The sequence below is a fragment of the Sporosarcina oncorhynchi genome (genome assembly GCF_033304615.1).
GTDB lineage: Bacteria > Bacillota > Bacilli > Bacillales_A > Planococcaceae > Sporosarcina > Sporosarcina oncorhynchi.
The window spans coordinates 2,698,099-2,717,603 of record NZ_CP129118.1 but is presented as its reverse complement, the minus strand read 5'-3'; the positions used below and the strand labels follow the sequence as shown (position 1 = coordinate 2,717,603).

Sequence of the window (19,505 nt, the reverse complement as noted above, 5' to 3'; positions counted from 1 at the left end):
CTTAACGCGTGTCTATTTCATCAGCGGTCACTTCTCGGATCCTGTTCTCCTCGTAATTCGAAAGCCATTGCAAAGCATCATCTTTTGAGGTGATGTCTCCGTTTAATTGACAGGCTTCCATGTTCAACAAAATAGCTGAGAAATGCGGACCGGGTTTCATTCCCGCTGTCATCAGATCAGCTCCTGTCAACAACTTGGACAGGGATCGTCGAAGATGCAAGTAAGCAATGACGGAATCATGCCCAGGGATTTGTTCCGCCGCAAGTACGAAAAGAATGGCTTCATCCGAATAGGTATGCAACCGCAAGTGGATATCGCCCGGTTGGGTAGCCTCTGACCAGTTCGTTTCTGTTTGCAGTTCTGTAATTTCCTCGAGCAAATTCAAATCTTTCTTCGTTAAAGCGAATTTCGCTGACGCAAAAAGTTTGTCATCGCCGTAGAACGGCAAGAGGAAGTACTCGAACGCGCTCGGTTGTTCCTCGTCTATAGCGGACTCTGTCTGTGCCTGCTCCCAATACAATTTCACAAGTGTAGTTGCTGATGTACATGCGGCTTCCATTTGCGCTTCCTGAATGCCAAATTGCTGGAACACTTGCAACTGGAACAGACGGCGAAGCACCTTCTCAGGTTTACCCTCCTTGAAGAGTCGCTTCATCTCTTCATTAATCCGTTGAGGAGATACATGAACGACCTTATCAATGGACTCGAGTGCAAATTTCTCAGTTTGTTCATCCATCCGAAACCCAAAACGCTCTTCAAAGCGAATCGCCCGAAAAATACGAGTTGGGTCTTCGATGAAGCTAATGTTATGGAGAATTCGAATGTTCTTGTTCACAAGATCTAGTTGCCCCCCGAACGGGTCAATCAGTTCACCGAATGCTTCTTCATTCAGCCGGATTGCCATCGCATTAATCGTGAAATCGCGCCGCTGCAAATCATCGCCTAATACAGATGTCTCGACTTCCGGTAATGCTGCCGGCTTTTCGTAGTATTCAAGACGGGATGATACGACATCGATGGATAAGCCAGATGTGGTCAACCATGTCGCCGTGCCGAAGCTTTCATGCTCCACAACTTCACCACCATACGCATCTTTCAAGCCCCTGGCAAGGCGAATTCCATCACCTTCAGCTACAATGTCAATGTCTTCATTCGGCCGGTCGAGCAAAATGTCCCGGACAATCCCACCAATTAGAAAAACAGGCGTCTCTAGTTCGCTTGCTGTCTCTCCAATCTCTTTCAATAGACGGTAGACATCTTCAGGCAGCTGTTGTTCCATCTTTTCCATCAGTTTTTCCGTGCTCAAACCTTCTTCAAGCTTAGCATCCGCCAACACATCTTGATGCAACACTTCAATAATATTTGTCCGTGTAACAATGCCGATGATATCGCGGTTTTCGATAACGGGCAACCTGCCGATATTATGCTCGATAACAAGTTCCTGAATCTCTTCCAGCGTCGCATCGGGACCAATCGTAATGACATTCGTTGTCATATACGCTTTTACAGGAGCATGTCCAAGCCCGTGGTGATTCGCTTTATCCAAATCCCTGCGCGTAATCAGACCAACTAATTTGCCATCCTCGACAATCGGATAACCCGAATGGCCGTACCGATACATGAGACGGCCTGCTTCTTCAATCGTTGTCTGTGGCGACAGTGTCTTCACAGGACGCGCCATTAGTTCCTTAGCCGTAATAGCGGGCTTAAGCATCAGGTCAAGATCTTCAATGATTTGCTTTAAAATCGCGTCCGGGTCTCCTTTTTTAACAGTGGCCGAACCCGCGTGCCGATGACCGCCGCCCCCGAGTTTCTGCAAAATCGGTTGAAGCGAAATCCGTTCTGAATTCGCACGCCCAACGACGCAGACGGAGTTTTTCATTTTGACAACGGCAATCGCTGCATCCGTTCCTTTCATGCCATGTAATTTATGGGTGACCATAGCAAGTCCGTTCTGGAACTTTTCCAACGCATATGTACTGATGGCAATGTCAAGACCGTCCACTTCATGGATTTCCGTATGCAAGAGAAGATTCTCCAGTAATTGCTGTTGTGGAGGCGTCAGTGTTTCCTCTGAGAACCGCTGGATCATTTCAAGGTTCATGCCTTGTCCGACTAGAAAACCGGCCATCTGCAGGTCACGCGCAGTCGTATTGTTATATGTGAAGTTGCCTGTATCCGTATAGATGCCGAGGCCGAACAACGAGGCTTCAAAGCTTGTAATCGGCACATTGCGATTTTGTATTTCTTCAAGAAGCAGTGTAACGGCAGCGCCTGTCAGTTCGATGATGCCTTCATCATATTGCACATCCTTTTCATCTTTCGGATGGTGGTCGTAGACGATGATGTTGCGCGTGTTCGGATCGAAATCGGACGGGAGTTTACCGATGCGCGATAGCGAAGCGACGTCTACAATGATCATTTCCGTCACGTTTTCCCAGTCCACATGTGAAGCTGGCAGAAAGTCGAACATATCTCGGTAAATGTTTAGAAAACGTTGTACACGGGTTTCCAGTTTGTCGGAAAGGATGAGTTGCGCGTCCGGATAGAGTTTTTTTGCTGCAATCATAGAAGCGAGCGCGTCAAAGTCTGTATTGACGTGTGAAATAATAATCTGCAAGATGTAAACCTCCTGTATTTCATCTAGAATAAGATTGTTTTTCTCGACTGTCGACTGGAAGAGGTGTCAATTTCGCTTGAAACGACTTTTCCCGCTTTTTGCCTGAAGTCTTTTCAACTGCCCTTCGATTGCTTCCTTCATCAAAGCTGTCTCTTGCTGGTCAAAGGCGAGATCGACAATATCACCATCTTTAATGGATACCTCGAAGTACATGCCTTCTTTTGCATCTGGTGGTAGTTTGGAAGCGGCAATTATGAATTCTTGCTGCACTGATTCCACGATAATAACGGCATGCAGTCCATCTTCAATCCGGTCAAGAACACCTTTTTCAATTGTCGTCATATGTCATCCTCCTGTACAGGCTAGGCCTTGTGCAATGATATCAGCAATGCGGCTTGGCCCGATTCCTTTAATGCGGTTTAAATCGTTTACGTTATTGAACGGTCTTAATGCGATAAGATCTTGTGCTCGCACAGGACCGATATGTTTGATTTGTTGAAGTTGTTCATACGTCGCTATGTTAATGTCGACACAGTTTGAAGGTGCCGGCTCCTTTTCGGTCACTGGTTTCTGTACAGTTGTCGCACTGGATTTGTTAGGAGCGACTACCGGAGCTTTCGTTGTTTTGAACGTTTCGATGTCGTATGTTTGCCCGTTTGTTGATACAACGATTGTGCCCTGTGTAGCTGTTGCGTACACATCGATACCTTTTGATTGAACTCTTTCAACGACTTCCGCGTGGGGGTGGCCGTATTGACTGTCGATGCCTGCAGAAATAATGGCGACTTCAGGGTCGACGGCATTTAGGAATTCCTGTGAAGTGGACGTCTTCGAGCCGTGATGACCGAGTTTCAAGAAGTTTGCGTGTACATCAAAGCCTTTATTCAAGATGGCTCGTTCCACATCTACTTCGGCGTCACCTGTAAAGATGAAAGCGACGTCTCCGTAAGTCATTTTCATCGATAAGGAACTGCTATGGACATCACCTGTCAGTTCCGTTGGATTAAGTATTTCAATGACAAGTGGCCCGACATCAAATACATCGCCGGTACGCGGTTCATAATAACCGACATCGTTCGTTTCGATGGCGTCTAGCATCCGGCTGAATATTTGTGACGTCGCAGTCTCTCCGGCTAGCCATACTTCATCCACGACAAGTGTTTCAATGATTTTATCGATTTGCCCGATATGATCGGCATGAGGGTGCGTACCCATTAGAATGTCGATATGGGTAATATTGTGCTGTTTTAAATACGTGACAACATCTGTCGTATTCCAGTTCCCTGCATCAATTAGTATGTGAAAATCTTCGTCACCCTGGGAAAATTCCAACAGTGTGGCATCGGCTTGACCGACGTCTATATAATGGACTTTCATACGTTCCAATTGCGGATTCACTAGCTGAGTCTCTGCCGAAATGTCTTCGGTGTTGGCTACTTCGGTTGTAGTCGTTTCGGTTTCAATTTCGTTTTCTTCCCTGTTTATGACGGTGTCTAAGGTGTCATCTAATTCAACAACATCCTGCTCCGCTGATCCACTATCCGTGTCGTCTGTGAACGAATTAGGAGCTGCAGAACTGCATCCAACGAGTACAAGCAAAGAAAACAAAATTGAAAAAAACTTGATTTTCAATTGTTGTCCCCCTCATATATATGCGTCTAGTATACCATTAGGATTTAATAGGGAAGAAATAAAAAAGAAGCTGCACGTTAAGAACTAAAAATAGTACAAACAATCGACTAATCCTGTATACTTTGTAAAATTTTCACTTGAAAACTTAACATATAAAAGTGATGAGATATGTTAATTTCGAAATGTTCGTGATACAGTTTAATTGCATAGATCGCTTATGATTTATTCAGATAGAAAGGAGCTCCGCTTCAAATGAACATACGAAGGATACACAACAAAATGATGAAGCACTCCAAGCTAAGTTTTACCGCGCTTATGGCGTTGATGATAGGTATTGTCTATTTGTCGCCCCCTGTTTACTCGAGTGACACTTCATCTAAGAAAGCGTATTACGTTTCGACTAGTGGAGATGATGGGAATCCGGGGACGCTACAAGCGCCGTGGAGAACAATCCAAAAAGCGGCTGATACGCTTGTTGCTGGAGAAACGGTCTTTGTGCGAGAAGGACTGTACGAAGAGTTCGTCCAAATTAGGCAATCTGGTTCTGCTCAAGAAGGCTATATTACGTTTCAGGCTTTTCCGGGCGAGCGTCCTGTGCTAGAAGGGAAAAATATAACACCGACAAGTAGCCAGAACACACTGCTGTTAATTCGCGGAGCGAGTTATGTCGCTGTGCAAGGATTTGAAATACGTGGGTTCACAACGGACAGCCGTAGTGATTATATATCCGGCATGAAAGTTCGTGGAGGCGGATCACATATACTTATCGCGGATAATCATATCCATAGCATCTCAAACTATGCGACCAATGGGAATGCGCATGGACTTATCGTGTATGGGGATTCGCTAACACCGATTTCAGACATCAAGATTACCGGAAACGATATTCATCACCTAATTTCCGGTTCGAGTGAATCATTAACATTGGATGGCAACGTGAAAGACTTTGTCATTGAATATAATAAAGTACATGATAACAATAATATTGGCATCGATATTATTGGTCATTATAAAACGTGTTCTGCCCCATGTATTGACCAAGCACGAAATGGTATCGTAGCGCATAATCTTGTTTACAATATCGACACTGCCACGAATCCGGCTTACGGAAATAAGGGAGAGCGAGCGGCTGCGGGCATTTATGTGGACGGCGGGACGAATATAATTGTAGAGAACAACGAAGTGTTTAATAGCAATTTTGGGATTGAATTGGCAAGTGAGATTCAAGGGAAAGAAACGAGTCAAATAACTGTGCGCAATAATTATTTACATCATAATCATGGCGCAGGAATTATTATGGGCGGCTCCGGTTTAGACAATGGAGGTGCTTCTAACAATCGAATTGTGAATAATACACTTTACATGAACGATACGTCGCATCAAGGATATGGGGAAATCACGTTGCAAAATTACAACGTGAATAATACATTTGCGAATAATATCATTTATACGTTTCCTGAAAAGAGATTTATCAAAAACAGCGAGAAGACAGGACGCGGCAATGTGATTGACTATAATCTGTATTACCGCGCGGATGACATGAATGTGAAAAGTTGGCGTTTTGATGGTGTGAGCTATAAATCGTGGGAGGCATTTAAAAGTGCAACCGGTTTTGATAAGCATTCCATATATGCAGATCCACGATTTGGAGATATCGAGAAAAACGGTCCATACGTTTTGAGTCAATCGCCTGCGGTCGATGGCGGAACATTGCAATTGGTTGATAAGATGACAGTGGATTATTACAACCAACCTCGTATTGCTGGCGGGGGAATTGACATAGGAGCAGCGGAATATATAAGTGGCTTCGTTCCTGTTAAACCTGTATACGACAAGCCAAACGCTGCGTCGAGGCCTGCAGAACCTATCCCGGATATGCCTGAGGTACAGCCGTCAACAGTTGAACCGCCTGTATCCATGCCTGTAACCATTACGATAGACGGGATGAGTGATGACTGGGAAACACTTCCTGAGCTTAGTACTAGTGGGTCAAATGTTAGAAGTATGAAAGCAGTAATGACAAGCGATACATTGTATGTACTAATTGAAGGCCATCTACTGACTGAGAAAGGCCAATTGTTTATTGACACTGGAGAGGATGAAACGGCCTTTGAATCTCCATATTGGTCGGATAATCAATCCGGTTATCTCATTGAAAACGGGACATTATATAAATATAGCGGAAGTGGCGGAACCAATTGGAATTGGTCTAAAGTTACTTCATACCGTCAAACAGGCCGATATGCTGTAAGTTCGACTGCGGTAGAATATGCAATTCCTCTCACGGATGTAGGCAAATCTCAGCAAGCAATCTCCATTGGCTATGCATGGAAAGATTCACGGACGGACAAGTTACCAATGGAGAGTAAAATGGAGTCAATACAAATGATTAAAACAAAACAATAAAATAACCTACTTATTGACCGGAAATGCTATATCCTAGCATTTTCGGTTTTTTGCATGGATAGGTTTATAGAGTGTGAGGCATGAGTTTATAGAAATACCCATACTTTAGAACGCTAAAAAAGTATGTACATAGTGCTGATGTAAGAAAAGTTTAAGAGTTCTTTAAGTATTAAGTTCTATAATTTACAAATATATAAGTGGTGAAGCAAAGTTCAGTCTTTTGTCGTGGGTCTTTATAATCAACTGAATGTATGCAAGGCAACTTCATAATAACTTGAGCGATGATTACTGTTGTCAATTGTGAGTTTTGTTGTCAATTGTGAGTTTGATAGAAAGGTGGGGAAACAAATGAAGGTTTTAGTAACAGGAGGATATGGATTTATCGGGTCTCATGTTGCCGAGCGTTTTCACCAAGAAGGCTATGACGTTATCATTATCGATAACTTAACGACCGGGAAGAAAGAGAACGTCTCGTTTAAGCATAATAGTTATATATTGTCAATTGAAGATTCGAAGTGCGAGGAAATCTTTAGGTCGCATAAAATTGATGTTGCCGTCCATTTGGCTGCACAAGTAAGTGTCGCCAATTCGGTTACTGATCCGACGTATGATGCGGAATCGAATATCGTCGGACTTGTGAATATATTAAATCTGGCTGCAAAATATGACGTAAAGAAGTTTTTATATGCTTCTTCTGCAGCTGTTTATGGATTGCAAACCAAGTTGCCAATTACGGAACAGATGGAGTGCGCTCCGATCTCACCTTATGGGATTAGTAAGCTGAGCGGGGAACTGTACTGTGAAAAGTGGGGAGAGCTATATGGCTTAGAGACACTTGGTTTTCGTTTTTCGAATGTGTACGGACCGCGTCAAGATGGTTTAGGAGAAGGGGGCGTCATTTCCATCTTCATGAACCGACTACTAACGGAACAGCCTTTAATTGTGCTTGGAGACGGTGAGCAGACACGGGACTTTATATATGTCGAAGATGTCGCCTTTGCAATTTACCGGGGGGCAAACAGTACTCAAACAGGGGTTTATAATCTTTCGGTTAATAAGCAGACATCAGTAAACCGCATTATTGAAGTAATGGATGCGATTCAGCCTATTACAGAAGTCATCTATAAAGAAAAAAGAGTCGGAGATATTGATCATTCCGTGTTAGATAACCAAAAGCTGATGCATGACTTGGATTGGTCCCCGCTCTATACAATTGAAGAAGGACTTTCAAAGACAGCTAGCTATTTTATGAAAGAAAGAGCAGAACTGCAGGCAGTTGTAAAACCCGCTGTTTCGCCAAAGCGTATAAAAGCTCGTCAAGTATTCGATAAGATACTTCCAACTCTAGAAAACGTCGTCGCATTCGGGTTAATCGCTTGGCTGACATTGATTTATCCGAACAGTGGAAGTGGCATGATTGATCTGAAGTTATTTTATATCACGATTATTGGAATGATGCACGGCAGTCGTCAGGCAATGACTGCTGTCGTGCTATCAACAGGGTTGTTCATTTACCAGAAGCTTGAGGGCGGCCGGGATTTCATATCGTTGACGTACGATACTGATTTTTTCTTTCAACTCGCTATTTACCTCTTTGTCGGATTAGTTGTCGGTTATACAATTGAACGAAAAAACACGACGATTAAACAACAGGAATACAAAGTGGATGAATTGAACAACCGTTATGAGTTTCTCGACAGTGTCTATACCGACGTTCGTGACGTAAAGAATGAACTTCAAACACGCATTTTAAATGCTGGGGATAGTTACGGAAAGATTTATGCGGCAACAAAAGAATTAGAGAGCCTAGAGCCGGAACATGTCTTTAATTCTGCAGTAAGTGTTGTCAAATCTATTATGCAAGTGGAGAAAGTCAAAATTTATATCGTCAACCCGCATGAAACGTATTTACGCCTTATAGCAAGCTCTGGATACGATTTATTTGAATTACCGAAATCCTTGAAAGTATCCGAGCATGAGTATGTAAATACCACGATTAAATCGGGACAGATTTATATTAATGGGAGTCTGCAAGATGACGTGCCATTAATGGTTGCACCGCTTTTTTATAACGATAAAGTGACCGCGATTATATCCATTGACGGATTGTCGTTTGAAAGTTTTTCAATGTATCACCAAAACTTATTCCGTATCACGACAGAGTTAATTTCTTCAGCACTTAGTAAAGCATTCACGCATATTACAGCGACTGAATCACAACGGTACTTTGAGAATTCTATGATTATGAAACCACAAGTGTTCAATGAAATAGTCGCATCCAAGAAAAAGATGTTTGAAGAATATAATGTGCCGTATTTACTGTTGAATGCTGAGCGGTATGATTTGTCGAATAGCGATACGGCAGATTATTTGTCGACGAAGTTAAGAGAAACAGATTATCTTGGCTTGGATGAAGAGGGGAATCTACTTGTCTTATTATCGAATACCAGTATGGAAGATCGAGAAAAGATTGTGAACCGGTTGACACATGACTCCATGATCTTTACTGCATTAACAGAGGAGTGAATCGCATGTTCTGGATCATTTACGGTATTTACGTACTACTATCGCTCCTGCTAATTTATGTCCTGTATAGGAAGTCTTGGCAAGATCGACTTATGAAAGGGATCGTTATCGTTGTCTTGCCTGGTGTGGGATGGCTTCTTCCGACTTTTTGGCCGAAGTGGCTCATTGGAGATAGTAATGAGGACTTCGAGGATTTTGTTACACGTCAGGCAGAAGAACATAAAGTGAAAAGAATTGGGATTTATCAACAAATCGAACGGCAGCAAGAACTTGATGTCATACCGATTGAAGATGCACTGGTTGTTAGTGAAAACAAAACAAGAAGAAAGGTACTCATTGATGTGTTGAAACAAGATGCCGTTAATTACTTGGAAATACTTCAGCGTGCAGTGAGCAATGAAGACAAAGAAACATCGTATTATGCAGTAAGTGCCATCATGGAAGCGAAGAGGAAATTACAGCTCGCTTTACAAGACCTAGCTGTGAAATTCGAATCTGATCCAACCGATCAGCTAGTCGTCAAGACCTACGCAGAAGTGTTGCATGCTTATATGAGAAGTGGGTTTTTAGATGACCGGACATTGTTGAAATATCGGTACACATACCGCACGGTTCTGCTGAAATGGATTGAATTGGATAAGTGCTGCGAATGGGCGTATCAGGAATGTGTGAACTTGGAATTGACATTGGGATCCTTTGCGGAAGCGGAAAAAATGGCTCGTTTATATGTCGATGCATTGCCCGATAGTGAGGGGGCGTATTTAAGCTTGATGAAAGTCTATTATGAAATCCGTTCAGTACAACGGCTTCAACAAGCTTTGGATAGCTTGAAAAACTCGCCAATCAAATTATCCAATCAAGCTCTAACGATGGTGAGGTTCTGGTCAGAAGGAGCGTAATGATGAAAAGAGATGTAAGGTTTCAACGTAAAGTATATATTATCATGCTATTTATCCTGCTTTTTGCTGGAGTCACGCAATTATCCAGGTCCAAATTCGTATTAGAGTTTAATCATAACGAGAAAAACCATCAACAGTATCAAATGATAAAAGAACAGTATTTAGCAACAGAAACGAAATTAGTAGCTGCAGTCGAAAAGTCCGAGCGTGACTATTGCTTAGCATTTGATGGTGAGGACGAGCTAAGCGTAAAGGTGAAAGTGAACACGGAGCGTGTCCTCGGTTATATGCAACAGCCGTATAAAACAATCGATCTCGATACAAACAGTTTGGATGTGAAAAATTGCCAAGCTGTTTTGCTCACATCCTCTTTAGATAGTGTGGAATATGAGATACCAGATATTGTTGAATATGTTGAAAATGGTGGGCATCTGTTTTGGATGCGCTCAGATAATCCTACCGATGCGTTTAACAAAGTCTATCGCAAATTAGGATTTGTAAACTTCGGTTATTTAGAAGGGAAATATGGTATTGGGCTTTCATCCAACGTCCTGATCAATCAAAAAGGGGTAAAGTACGACGGCGACTTTATTTATAACGATATTATCCCGGCGGAATTGGATGACAGTGTGGAGTTGTTAGCGACTACGGCAGATCAAAGTCCTTTGATGTGGAAAAAGAAGATTGGCGACGGTGCTTTCGTTATTTTTAATGGCAGTAGCCTTGGTGGAAAGGATGCTAGAGGATTGATTGCAGGCGGGATCAGTATGATGGAGCCGGACTACATCTACCCCATTTTTAATACGAAGCTATTTTACATTGATGATTTTCCAGCACCAATTCCTCAAGGGATAAACGACGTCATTTATAAAGAATACAAAATGGACATTCCGACATTTTTCCATGATATATGGTGGCCACAAATGCTTAAAGTTGCTAACAACCATGACGTGAGATACACGGCGGTAGCTATTCAAACGTACGGGGATAATGTTAAACCGCCATTTTACAATCTAGGCGATGAAGAACTGCATAACCTTATCGGGTACGGCCGAGAGGTTATTAAAAGTGGTGGCGAAATAGGCATACACGGTTATAATCATCAGTCGCTCCAGATGAACAAAGAAATTGCGGATTACTTCGGATATATCCCATGGGAAAAGGCTGAGGAAATGGAAGCGTCTATAGAGACGATATTGCGTTATCTCAAGCAGGCATTTCCGAATTATAGTGTGATGTCCTATGTCCCGCCATCTAATGTGCTTGGCCATGAAGGAAGACAAGCGTTGGTGGATGCTTGGCCCGAACTAGCAGTCATTTCATCCCTCTATATGACAGATCCGTTTGAGCGATCGTATGTACAGGAATTTGAAATAGGTGCAGATGGAATTATGGAAATGCCCCGAATCACATCCGGCTATTTTGATACGGATTACAATAAATGGGTAGAAGCGAACACGATTACATCTTTAGGAGTGTTTTCACATTTCCTTCACCCAGATGATTTATTAGACCAAGAAAGAGGACGTCAACAAACATGGAAGAGTCTGTATGAGGATTTTGAGCATTTGCTAGATAGATTGCACACGACATACCCATGGTTGCGCAGTATTACTTCTTCAGATGCAGCAATCAATATGGCAGACCAGCTACAAAGCAGAATGATCGTTTCAAAAGATGGACAAAAGCTTCAAGTTGCGACAAATACTGATGCAGAAGAGCATTATTTTATATTGCGTACGAATAAAAAGATTGGGAGACTGACGAATTGTTCAGTACAGAAAATCGATACAGGCGTTTATTTAGTTAAGGCTTCTGGCAATGATTTTTCGATGGGACTAGGGGGGTGAAGTGATGAGGATTTGTATAATCGCGGAAGGATCCTATCCTTATGTAACAGGTGGAGTGTCGAGTTGGATCCAAAGTGTAATCACTCAAATGCCAGAGCATGAGTTTATAATTTATGCTATTTCTCCAGAGAAGAAGCAAAGAGGGCAGTTCAAGTACGAGTTGCCAGACAATCTCGTTGAGGTAAAAGAATCGTTCTTAGACTCTTATTTAGAAGAAAAGGTCAAGTGGGGGAAAAGCTTCAAAATGACCATTGGTGAAAAACGTAATGTGAAATCTTTGCTTGGGAGCGAAGGGGAGATGGATTGGCCAGCGTTTATTAGAATGGTGCGCAGTCCACGATTTAGCAATGTTTCGGATTTTTTAACTAGCCGGGATTTCTATGACATCTTGCATGAATTATGTGAAGAACACTATCCGTTAGTACCTTTCACAGAAATGTTCTGGACAGTTCGCTCGATGATCTTACCATTGCTTATCATCATACGGGATGATATTCCAAAAGCAGATCTCTACCATGGTGTTTCAACAGGTTATGCTGGGATTATTGGAACGGTTGCCAATGAAGTACATGGAAAGCCATTTTTACTAACAGAGCACGGAATTTATTCGCGTGAGAGGGAAGAAGAGATTATTAAGGCGGATTGGGTAAAAGGATATTTTAAAGATTTGTGGATTCAATATTTCTATCGATTATCTTCAAGTGCCTATAATCATTCGGATTGGGTGACGACGTTATTCGGGCGGAATAAAGAAGTGGAAGTTGAATTAGGATGTGCGGAAGAAAAAATCGAAATCATTCCGAACGGTGTTTCTGTCGTCGATTACAAACGATTGCCTTCTACTAAGCCGGAAAATGAATTTTATATTGGAGCCATCGTGCGCGTCGTTCCGATTAAAGATATTAAAACGATGCTACAAAGTTTTGCACTCATCAAACAGAAATTGCCAAACGCTGTCTTTTATATTTTGGGGCCTTATGAAGAAAATGAGGACTATTACGAAGAGTGTTTGCAACTGGTCGAAGTGTTGGAATTAAAGGATGTCTTCTTTACAGGGTTAGTACCCATCAGAGAATACATTGGAAAGATGGATTTATTAGTGTTATCTAGCATTAGCGAAGGTCAGCCATTAGCCATATTAGAAGGCATGGCTGCTGGAAAACCCTTTGTTGCAACAGACGTTGGTAGTTGCAGAGAGTTACTCGAAGGAATAGACGATGGTATAGGTCCTTCTGGCATTGTCGTGCCGGTTATGCACTATGAGCAAATGGCAAATGCAGCCATTAAATTGTATAAAGACGAAGCGTTACGTCTAGAAATGGCACGAAATGCGTACAAGCGCGTTGAACGGTATTACCGTCAAGATGATGTTATCAAAAATTATCGTAGGTTGTATGAATCAATGGGAGGTGGACATGATGGCGGGCATAGGATTTGAGCTGAGAAAAATGTTTCGTGAGCAAGGAATGGTGAATCAACTGAAAGCCTATGCCTATTCATCGCTTACGACTATTGGACCGATGATTTTAAGTATGGGGCTCATTGTTGCCTTGCAACGGATTACAGCAACGAAGCAAATGGGCTATGCGAATTGGGAACTGTATATTGCGACCGTTTCCTATTGCTTCATTTTTTCTATTGTATTTACAAGTGGCATTTCAATGGTGCTAACACGCTATACAGCCGATATGCTCTATGAAAAGAAGTACAGTCGTTTAATGTCAGCTTATTACGGAGCACTCATTGTCATGCTACCGATTGCCGCTGTTGTAGGAGCACTATTTTTGAGTGCTGTATCAGCTGGGTGGATGTATAAGGCTTCAGCCTATTTCTTCTTTTTGCTGCTAATCATCGTATGGATTCAAGGTGTCTTCTTATCGGCATTGAAAGATTACGTGCGAATTGTAAGAGGTTTTGCAATTGGCTCAGTTGCAGCAGTATGTAGTGGATGGGTTCTATCTCGCTTGACGACCTTGGATTCTACGGTCACTCCTTTAATCAGTTTAGATATCGGGTTTTTACTAATTGTTATTCTATCAAATCTCCATTTCGAACAGCGTTTTCCGAGGGCGGAGCAAGGCTATTATTTTGAGTACCTTGGTTATATGAAGAAGTATGCTTCTTTATTTTTTGCGGGTTGCTTTGTGTACTCCGGTATTTACTTGCATAACTTCGTCTATTGGTTAAGCCCAGGCGGCAGATCGATTGCAGATCAATTTCTAATCATGCCTTTTTATGACTTGCCTGTATTCTATGCATTTTTAACTGTGTTGCCGACATTTGTTACATTTGTCGTTTCTGTAGAAACAGCATTTTATGAGAAATTCCGTCTCTATTATTTAAATATCGTAAATGGTGGAACGATACAAGATATTAAAGTGGCTAAGCAACAAATGCAGAAAACGTTAATGAAGCAAGTTAGTTTTCTAGTAGAAGTGCAGTTGTTATTCACGATTTTATCGATTGCTCTTGGTATCAAGTTCTTACCAAAAATCGGATTTACAATGGCGCAATTGGACTTGTTTATCATTTTGTCATTGGCTTATTTCTTGTTTATCATTTTTTTCGTATTGACACACATTCTAATGTACTTTGATGATCGTAAAGGAGTGCTTGGCATTAGCGCTATGTTTGCTATTTTTAATATTTTATTCAGCTACTGGATGATGAATGTAGGATTTGATGGCCTAGGTATGTTTATCGCATCTGCGATTGCCGTCGGGCTCGTTTTTGCAAGACTGCTCTATGTTCTTCGCAATATCGACTACTATACATTTTGTTCGCAGCCGATTACTTTGCAGACGGCACGGAAAAAGCATAGGCAGTTCGGTAAAGCTGCATCCACTGCATTTGTATTAGTAGTTTCCACGATGTTGCTGTCAGCTTGTACGTTTGGTAGTTCCATTGAAAGCAATGAGGAAGAGGATGTCCAAGTTGAAGAAATTGTCAACCGTGCTTCTATGCCGAACAATATCAATACACAACTTACCGAAGATGAAAGACTTTATGAGCGGGATGATGATTCATCTCTAAAAACGTTATACATTACGGTTTTGCCTAAAAAGAAGAATAAAGACGAATCTCTTGATTGGTATGGGTTGAATCGAAAGACGGAAAAAACCTTTGGTGAAAAACTACCAATTATTATGCAAGAAGGATTTAGTGATGAAGATGCACCGCGTTCAGGTATGTTTGGCTATGGAACGACAGTAGAAAATGCAACCATACAACTACGGGGACGTTCAGCATGGAACCAGCCACAGAAATCGTTTCGGATTAAGCTTAATGACGAAGCGGGATTGTATATGGGCCAGCAAACAGTCAATTTAAACAAGCATATTAGTGAATTCTCCCGCGTCCGTAATAAGTTGAGCTTTGACTTAATGGAGACAATTCCTAATATCACTAGTTTAAGAACGCAGTTTATTCATCTTTATGTGAAGGATTTATCAACAGGAGCGAAAGAGGCGCCCTATGAAGATTATGGCTTGTTTACCCACGTTGAACAGCCAAATAAGAAGTTTTTGAAATCACATATGCTTGACCCGAATGGGTATTTGTATAAAGTAAACTTTTTCGAGTTTGATAGATATGAAGATTTTATCAAAGAAGAAACTGATCCAGACTTTGACTTGGAAAAATTTGAAACTATTTTAGAAGTGAAAGGTAGAAAAGAGCATGGAAAATTGATCAAAATGTTGGATGATGTGAACAATTTAAGCATGCCAATCGAAGATGTAATGAGTCTTCATTTCGATGAGGAGAACTTTTTAACTTGGACGGCCATTAATATCCTAATGGATAATATGGATACGGAAGCAAACAACTTTTTCCTCTATTCACCAATAAACAATAATAAATGGTACATATTGCCATGGGATTATGATGGAGGATGGGAGCTTCAAAGAAAAGCAAAAACGATGCAAACGTTTCAAACAGGGATTAGTAACTATTGGGTTTCGAAGTTAGCAAACCGCTATTTCAGAAAGCAAGGGAACGTGGACAAGTTAACCGCGAAAATTGAAGAGTTGCATAAAAATTATATAAATGAGCAAACGATTGCAGTGCAATTAGAGCGCTATCGGGATATTGTCGAACCGTTTCTCTATCGTTATCCTGATACGAATTTCTTGCCATCACATGCAGGGGATTACGATGAGGAATTACAAATCATATTACAAACACCAGAGGCAAGTCTTAGAAGGTATTACGAGGACCTTGAAAAACCGAAACCTTATTATATGCATGATGTTGAAGACGTAGGGGATAAGTTGAAGTTTGCGTGGGGCTTGTCATTTGATTTGCAGGATGATGAATTGTTTTATGACATTGCCGTTTCAAGGAATTTGGAGTTCACTGATATTGTTTTTGAGAAGAAGGATATTTCATTGAATTCAATTGAAATAGAAAAATTGCCGCCAGGGACATATTACTGGAAGTCAGGTGTTCGAGATGAACATGGAAATCGCCAAGATGCATTTGACCTGACTATCGATGATGATGAAGTCCTCCATGACGGCGTCAGAGAGTTCGAGGTGGAGTAAATTGTTGTTACGTGGCCGTAGTTTACGGACAGAACAAAAATATTATTTGCATTTACATGATTACTTATCGTTGAAGAACACGTTATCCAATGCTCTTGAATTAGATAAGCATTCTATTGATGATGAAGGCTACAATATCCGAAGTCTCTATTTTGATGATCCGCTACGTAGTGCATTGATTACTAAGAATGATGGTGTTTTTAGGAGAGAAAAGTATCGAATTCGAATGTATAACGATAGTAACGAAACGATTAATTTAGAAAGAAAAAGTAAGTTTGGGGAATATGTTTGTAAAGAATCCGCAGCGCTTACGTACGAGGAGTATAAAAATGTACTGGCAGGCGAGTATTCCTTTCTATTGAAGCGGGAAGAGCGATTGCTGCATGAGTTTTATGCAGCACTTAAAACCTATCAATTTAGGCCAAGTGTCATTGTGGATTATTGGCGTGAAGCTTATGTATATGAGTGGGGAAATGTCCGTATTACATTTGATAAGAAACTTTCTGCCGGCATCAACACGTATGATATGTTTGATCAGAGTCTTGTGCTCGAGGAAGTACTACCGACCGAATTGACGATTATGGAAGTGAAGTTCGATTCTTTTCTTCCAGATCATCTTCGCCAAATTATACAGCCGATGAATCATATCCGGTCTTCGATTTCAAAATATGTACTTTGCAGGGAAAAAACATTGCAGCATTATAAAGAATGAGGCAAGAATGGAGCAGAAGAGATGGGCTTTCAGGATTTTTTCAAAAGTAGTGTCTTACAGCTTGAAGCGTTCAGAACTGTATCATATGTTGATATGATTTTTGGATTGTTATTTGCTTTTTTAATTGGGATGTTCATCTATTGGGTTTACAAGAAATCATTCCGCGGTGTCGTGTATAGCTACAATTATAATATTTCTTTTGTACTGATGACGATGATTACATCATTAGTCATCATGACGATTAGTACAAATATTATTTTATCATTAGGTATGGTTGGTGCGCTCAGTATCGTTCGTTTTAGGACGGCAGTGAAGGATCCGTTAGATATTGTTTACATGTTCTGGTCTTTAGCTGCGGGTATCGCATGTGGAGCAAGAATTTACCCACTGGCAATAGGAGGATCGCTTGTCATCGGACTTGTTGTATTCTTTCTCTCGAGACAAAAAATTAGGGAGCAATCATATTTGCTCATTATTCGTCATACAGAACAAGCCGTAAATGAGTTACGGACGGAACTCATGAAACTGAAGACGAAACTTAAGTCAAAGACGGTACGCAAAGGGTTTACGGAATTGACTGTGGAAATTAGATTGAGAGATGATAATACTGGTTTCGTTCATTCAATCAGTGATATTGAAGGGGTAAATGATGTGTCTCTTGTCCAGTACACAGGCGATTATGCTCAGTAAAAAGAGTGATTAGTAGTTTTATACTAATTTGTACAAGCGTTATCTGAGCCAAGTGGAAATAAATTGATTCATGTCTGGGCATTCGTCACGTTCATTAATTCACCAGTTTCTCATACTATAGAGTTGGGGGTGGGAAAATGCCTAGAGTGAAGTATCGGGATTCAGATGTTGACGTAATGGCAAGGATGATGCGGGCGGAAGCCGAGGGTGAAGGTAAGCAAGGGATGTTGTATGTGGGGAATGTCATTGTGAATCGTGCAGTCGCAAATTGTTTGGACTTTAGAGATGTTAGAACGATTAATGATGTCATCTTTCAGGTACAAGGCAATAACTATTCGTTTGAGGCTGTCCAAAAAGGGAATTTATTCTATCAGCGGGCGCGTGAAGTGGAAAAGAAATTAGCTAGGCAGAACTTAGAAAACTGGCGAGTTCATCCGGCCAAATATGCACTGTGGTATTTTAATCCGTTCGGGCCTTGTCCGCCGACATGGTATAACCAACCGTTCACGGGTCAATTTAAACAACACTGCTTTTATGAGCCGCTTCCTAATACATGCGACAGTGTGTATAACGGATAAGTCGGATGCATGCTGCGTTACGCAATGCTGTCCGGTTTCGTCCGTTGTTGAGTAGTCGGTTGAGTTGTCAGCTGCCGATGGAAAGTCAAGTATGGCAGGAGCTTTCCGTTCATTGATTAGCAGCGTACGAAAATCGAAATGTCTGGTAACCTGATTAAGGATACCGGGCATTTTCGCGTTATTTTCAGACATAAAGCAGCTTTATATAAAGAAGCTATCGAGGCAATTCACAAAACGAAGCGATAGCTGATCTGCAATAATTCACTCACGACTAGAGGAGAATCGTTCCGTTTTTGTATAAGCCGGACTATATACTTGCACAATCGCAATCCTTGTCCAACTACTGACTGCACAAGCACATGGAAAAATGATAAGATAAAGGAAGTAAAAGGGGTGAAGGATTTGAAAAATGTAAAGTTATTTATGTTGATTGGATTATTGGCAGTACTTCTTAGCGGGTGTACGTCCGGACCAAAGGCGATTGATTCCAAAGATGCGGAAGCGATTGATGTGTCCATCTATTTCCCGCCAGTTGGTACAGCTAGAACGTATGCACAATATGATCCGGACGGGAAAACGCTGGAAGCCACGGATGTTGTGAACCGATCGGAGAATTCAGATGGACCCGATACGGTGTATATTCATGAAAGAGGCGGAATTGCCTACGAGTCGATTAAGGAATATGCAGTGAGCAGCGAAGAGATTAAGCAGATTTATATTGCGAATGCGGCGAAAAACGAAGAGTCTGCTGTAGTGGAACTCGCGAATAAGCCGGAGTGGGAGAAGAACGACGGGGATGATTCTGTCAGCTACATAACGCAAAAAGATTTGGAAATACCGGTTGCAGCGGGTACGTATAAAAATGTACTTGAAGTGACAACAATTATTACGGACGATGTAAAAGGTCGAAAAACAATACATTATTACGCACCTGAAGTCGGTTTGATTAAAACCATTTTCGTTTACGAAGATGGAGAGGAATTCACGTTTTCGGAATTGACATCCGTAGAAATGAGAGAGAACGAGTAAGCGGAAACACGTTAGCTGG

At 41.5% G+C, this 19,505-nt stretch carries 13 protein-coding genes; 10 read left to right on the top strand and 3 right to left on the bottom strand.

What is annotated here, in order from left to right; all coding sequences use genetic code 11:
- Window position 1: 1 nt before the first annotated feature.
- The 3 genes from QWT69_RS13265 to QWT69_RS13255 all read right to left on the bottom strand — a co-directional run bounded on the left by QWT69_RS13265 (window position 2) and on the right by QWT69_RS13255 (window position 4,252).
- The gene (locus tag QWT69_RS13265) at window positions 2-2,620 is read right to left on the bottom strand and encodes a CBS domain-containing protein (RefSeq protein ID WP_317966353.1); all 2,619 of its coding nucleotides are present in this window, start codon (window positions 2,618-2,620) and stop codon (window positions 2-4) included.
- A gap of 66 nt (window positions 2,621-2,686) precedes the next feature.
- Complete coding sequence (locus QWT69_RS13260) at window positions 2,687-2,962, bottom strand: DUF3006 domain-containing protein (RefSeq protein WP_317966352.1); 276 nt, start codon at window positions 2,960-2,962, stop codon at window positions 2,687-2,689.
- Between the two features lie 3 nt (window positions 2,963-2,965).
- Entirely contained in the window at window positions 2,966-4,252 is a 1,287-nt protein-coding gene (locus tag QWT69_RS13255) for an MBL fold metallo-hydrolase (RefSeq protein ID WP_317966351.1), read from the bottom strand.
- A gap of 252 nt (window positions 4,253-4,504) precedes the next feature.
- On the opposite strand from QWT69_RS13255, the gene QWT69_RS13250 reads away from it, so the two are divergent.
- The 10 genes from QWT69_RS13250 to QWT69_RS13205 all read left to right on the top strand — a co-directional run bounded on the left by QWT69_RS13250 (window position 4,505) and on the right by QWT69_RS13205 (window position 19,486).
- Window positions 4,505-6,658, top strand: coding sequence for a right-handed parallel beta-helix repeat-containing protein (locus QWT69_RS13250; protein ID WP_317966350.1), 2,154 nt, complete (start codon window positions 4,505-4,507; stop codon window positions 6,656-6,658).
- Between the two features lie 348 nt (window positions 6,659-7,006).
- Window positions 7,007-9,184 (top strand): NAD-dependent epimerase/dehydratase family protein, encoded by a 2,178-nt coding sequence (locus QWT69_RS13245; protein ID WP_317966349.1) that lies wholly within the window; start codon window positions 7,007-7,009, stop codon window positions 9,182-9,184.
- 5 nt (window positions 9,185-9,189) lie between these two features.
- Entirely contained in the window at window positions 9,190-10,083 is an 894-nt protein-coding gene (locus QWT69_RS13240) for a hypothetical protein (protein WP_317966348.1), read from the top strand.
- A complete protein-coding gene (locus QWT69_RS13235; RefSeq protein WP_317966347.1) occupies window positions 10,083-11,933 on the top strand; it encodes a DUF2194 domain-containing protein in 1,851 nt (616 codons plus the stop codon). The genes QWT69_RS13240 and QWT69_RS13235 overlap by 1 nt, the downstream gene beginning before the upstream one ends.
- Window positions 11,934-11,937: 4 nt before the next feature.
- Complete coding sequence (pelF, locus tag QWT69_RS13230) at window positions 11,938-13,371, top strand: GT4 family glycosyltransferase PelF (protein ID WP_317966346.1); 1,434 nt, start codon at window positions 11,938-11,940, stop codon at window positions 13,369-13,371.
- Window positions 13,349-16,477, top strand: a complete 3,129-nt coding sequence (gene pelG, locus QWT69_RS13225; protein WP_317966345.1) for an exopolysaccharide Pel transporter PelG — start codon at window positions 13,349-13,351, stop codon at window positions 16,475-16,477. The genes pelF and pelG overlap by 23 nt, the downstream gene beginning before the upstream one ends.
- A gap of 4 nt (window positions 16,478-16,481) precedes the next feature.
- The gene (locus tag QWT69_RS13220) at window positions 16,482-17,189 is read left to right on the top strand and encodes a polyphosphate polymerase domain-containing protein (RefSeq protein WP_317966344.1); all 708 of its coding nucleotides are present in this window, start codon (window positions 16,482-16,484) and stop codon (window positions 17,187-17,189) included.
- Window positions 17,190-17,210: 21 nt separating this feature from the next.
- Window positions 17,211-17,879 carry a DUF4956 domain-containing protein gene (locus QWT69_RS13215; protein WP_317966343.1) on the top strand — a complete coding sequence of 223 codons (669 nt, stop codon included), beginning with the start codon at window positions 17,211-17,213 and terminating at the stop codon, window positions 17,877-17,879.
- Between the two features lie 137 nt (window positions 17,880-18,016).
- Window positions 18,017-18,457 carry a cell wall hydrolase gene (locus QWT69_RS13210; protein ID WP_317966342.1) on the top strand — a complete coding sequence of 147 codons (441 nt, stop codon included), beginning with the start codon at window positions 18,017-18,019 and terminating at the stop codon, window positions 18,455-18,457.
- Window positions 18,458-18,859: 402 nt separating this feature from the next.
- Window positions 18,860-19,486 carry a hypothetical protein gene (locus QWT69_RS13205; protein WP_317966341.1) on the top strand — a complete coding sequence of 209 codons (627 nt, stop codon included), beginning with the start codon at window positions 18,860-18,862 and terminating at the stop codon, window positions 19,484-19,486.
- Window positions 19,487-19,505: the final 19 nt, after the last annotated feature.

What these genes read in the sequence shown, in the direction of transcription:
- QWT69_RS13260 (WP_317966352.1), bottom strand. Translation starts at nt 2,962, where the DNA reads ATGACGACAATTGAAAAAGGTGTTCTTGACCGGATTGAAGATGGACTG.
- QWT69_RS13250 (WP_317966350.1), top strand. Translation starts at nt 4,505, where the DNA reads ATGAACATACGAAGGATACACAACAAAATGATGAAGCACTCCAAGCTA.
- QWT69_RS13245 (WP_317966349.1), top strand. Translation starts at nt 7,007, where the DNA reads ATGAAGGTTTTAGTAACAGGAGGATATGGATTTATCGGGTCTCATGTT.
- QWT69_RS13240 (WP_317966348.1), top strand. Translation starts at nt 9,190, where the DNA reads ATGTTCTGGATCATTTACGGTATTTACGTACTACTATCGCTCCTGCTA.
- QWT69_RS13235 (WP_317966347.1), top strand. Translation starts at nt 10,083, where the DNA reads ATGATGAAAAGAGATGTAAGGTTTCAACGTAAAGTATATATTATCATG.
- pelF (WP_317966346.1), top strand. Translation starts at nt 11,938, where the DNA reads ATGAGGATTTGTATAATCGCGGAAGGATCCTATCCTTATGTAACAGGT.
- pelG (WP_317966345.1), top strand. Translation starts at nt 13,349, where the DNA reads ATGATGGCGGGCATAGGATTTGAGCTGAGAAAAATGTTTCGTGAGCAA.
- QWT69_RS13215 (WP_317966343.1), top strand. Translation starts at nt 17,211, where the DNA reads ATGGGCTTTCAGGATTTTTTCAAAAGTAGTGTCTTACAGCTTGAAGCG.
- QWT69_RS13210 (WP_317966342.1), top strand. Translation starts at nt 18,017, where the DNA reads ATGCCTAGAGTGAAGTATCGGGATTCAGATGTTGACGTAATGGCAAGG.